Source organism: Dryocola clanedunensis, assembly GCF_038405435.1.
GTDB lineage: Bacteria > Pseudomonadota > Gammaproteobacteria > Enterobacterales > Enterobacteriaceae > Dryocola > Dryocola clanedunensis_A.
The window spans coordinates 1-1,479 of sequence record NZ_JBBYHZ010000030.1 but is presented as its reverse complement, the minus strand read 5'-3'; the positions used below and the strand labels follow the sequence as shown (position 1 = coordinate 1,479).

The window sequence follows — 1,479 nt, the reverse complement described above, 5'->3', positions numbered from 1 at the left end:
TGGGATAGCTGGCTGGACATTGTCGTGACCGGTTATCCAGATAATCGCGACCCGGAATCCCTGCCGAGGGCACCATAATGAATTTCAGAGAGTACAAAAGCCGCCGCCCAAATCGCATCCTCTACGACACAATCACTATCTACAGCTCCACCTTCGGGTCTATCAGGCTCGTAAAGGACCAGATATTTCCAAAGACGTTTGCTGGGCAGATATACCATCCATGCCGCATGGAGATTGTGGAGAGCCCACAAAGCTCAACGCCGGTCATATCGTCAACGGTCAAATTCAGCAGGCTGGCAACCGACTTCAAGCAGCAGCTGAAGCAATGGAAAGCATTCGCCCGTATTGTGCCTATCCAGTTCACCTATCAGCGCTTTGATGCGGCTGACATGAATACCCCGCTCAAGCCGTGGACGCTGTTTGTGAGCGATTTATCGATGGATGCAAATGACGTCACTGTCACGCTGACCATAAAGAACCCGCTCAATTCAAACATCGGCATTCTGTACAACGTAGAAGAGTTTCCGGGGCTGCAAAATGCGTAAAGAAGAGTTCCTGAGCAGGGTTATCAGCCTGCCATGGCATAACCGCGCCTGTACGTTTGAGGCGGCTGATTGCTGGGGAGTCGTGATTCTTTTCTACCGGCACGTTCTTGGCATTGAGCTTCATCACTCGCCGGACTACGAAGCGGGCGAGGACTTCATGACGTGCTTTGATAGTGAAGTCGTGTACTGGCGGCCAGTGGAACACTTTAGCGACGGCGATATCTTCATTGCGTATTACGGCGCTCAGCCGGTTCATGTGGGATTGATTATTGACGGCATGGCGCTGCATAGCCGTGGTGAGAATGGTCACGTTCGGTTTGACCAGGTACGCACGATTCAGAAATTATTTACCAGAGTGGAGTTCATGAGATATGCCGGTAATCGAAATTCAGAGAGTGCCGGGGCTGCCGAAGCAACGGATGGAAGTGTCAGCGGGGGCGTCGTTCAACGCGTGGCTTGAAACTGCAGGGGTGCATTCTGATGTGCGGGTCATTATCAATGGACGGGAACTGCAGGATGATGATGACGTAGATTTTCCTATTAAAAGCGATGACCGGATACTGATATTCGACCAGCCAAAATCTGGTGACCTTGCAAAGACCCTGCTTAACCCTCTCGAACACTTCAACCCGATTAAATTTACCCAAAAGGTAATGAGCTCGTTCATCAAGCAGCCGAATGCTGCGGGAGCGAGCGGGCAGAGCAAAACCTCTCCGAACAACAGCCTGAAGGGGCAGACAAACATAGCCCGAAACGGCGAGGCTCGTCCTGATAACTACGGCCTGATCCGCGCTTATCCAGACATGCTGCAGCAGGCTATCTTTGAATACATCGACAACAAAAAAGAAGTGACGCAGTACATGAACTTTGGCCTGGGAAAGTACGACCTCAGCCAGTTCCGCTACTCAGAGTCTAGCGTTGGCTCTATGGCTGG

2 protein-coding genes and 1 pseudogene are annotated in these 1,479 nt (G+C 51.5%); all 3 read left to right on the top strand.

Annotation, left to right across the window (positions count from 1 at the left end; all coding sequences use genetic code 11):
- The first annotated feature begins 77 nt into the window (after positions 1 to 77).
- The gene (locus AAE045_RS23070) at positions 78 to 545 is read left to right on the top strand and encodes a DUF1833 family protein (protein ID WP_455549663.1); all 468 of its coding nucleotides are present in this window, start codon (positions 78 to 80) and stop codon (positions 543 to 545) included.
- Positions 538 to 1,005, top strand: coding sequence for an NlpC/P60 family protein (locus AAE045_RS23065; protein ID WP_455549662.1), 468 nt, complete (start codon positions 538 to 540; stop codon positions 1,003 to 1,005). The genes AAE045_RS23070 and AAE045_RS23065 overlap by 8 nt, the downstream gene beginning before the upstream one ends.
- A pseudogene (locus AAE045_RS23060) lies at positions 917 to 1,479 on the top strand (phage tail protein); the annotation flags it as partial. The gene AAE045_RS23065 and the pseudogene AAE045_RS23060, both read left to right, overlap by 89 nt.

Excerpts from the sequence above, each read along its gene's own strand:
- AAE045_RS23070 (WP_455549663.1), top strand. The coding sequence starts at position 78 with ATGAATTTCAGAGAGTACAAAAGCCGCCGCCCAAATCGCATCCTCTAC.
- AAE045_RS23065 (WP_455549662.1), top strand. The coding sequence starts at position 538 with ATGCGTAAAGAAGAGTTCCTGAGCAGGGTTATCAGCCTGCCATGGCAT.